Source organism: Rummeliibacillus sp. POC4 (assembly GCF_003576525.1).
Lineage (GTDB): Bacteria > Bacillota > Bacilli > Bacillales_A > Planococcaceae > Rummeliibacillus.
In genome coordinates this window covers 1-617 of the sequence record NZ_QWUA01000121.1, presented here as the reverse complement: position 1 = coordinate 617, position 617 = coordinate 1, and the positions used below count along the sequence as shown (strand labels likewise).

Annotated in this window: 1 protein-coding gene; it reads right to left on the bottom strand. The window is 38.7% G+C overall.

All coding sequences use genetic code 11. From position 1 onward, the window contains the following. Window positions 1-617 (bottom strand): MobV family relaxase (gene mobV, locus D1606_RS18025; RefSeq protein WP_199670783.1); only part of this gene is annotated, 617 nt, incomplete at both ends.

Genomic DNA, 617 nt, shown 5'->3' with positions numbered 1-617 from the left:
TTTCTTAATCGCTCTTTTTCCTGTTGCAACCCCGCAATTTCACGCTGCACCTCTTTGTATTCATGAATATCCTTGATGTTTTGTTCTTTGCTTCGTCCTTTTCCACGTTCCACATCAAATCCTCGTTCTCGCAAGAACTTTGGTAACTCATCATGAATGTGATTGATCTTCGCTTTATTCATCGCCACTCTTGCTTGCAATTTTCCCGTTTCTTTGTTGAAGGGAACAAAGTGCAAATGCATATGCGGACTCGTTTCATCCAAATGAACTTTTGCACTGACCACGTTTTCTTTGCCAAATTCTTTAGAAAAAAATTCATAGCACGATTCAAAATACATTTTCGTTTTTTCCTCGCCCCAGATTTTGGCCATTTCTTCTGGCACCGTCAAAATATTGGAGTACATGACAACAGAATTTTTCTGAACTCTAGATCCTGTTTCCTTTGCATAATCTACTCGTTCTTTGACTCGTTGATATAACGTTAAATCTGATTCGACTAAATCGTAATTGTGATGTGTCCGGTTCAAATCAATATCCAGATTTTTCACCGTACCTTTTCGGTCTTGTTCCATCTCTTTTCCTTTGACATCACCCATCTGATTCTTCTGCGTATTCCA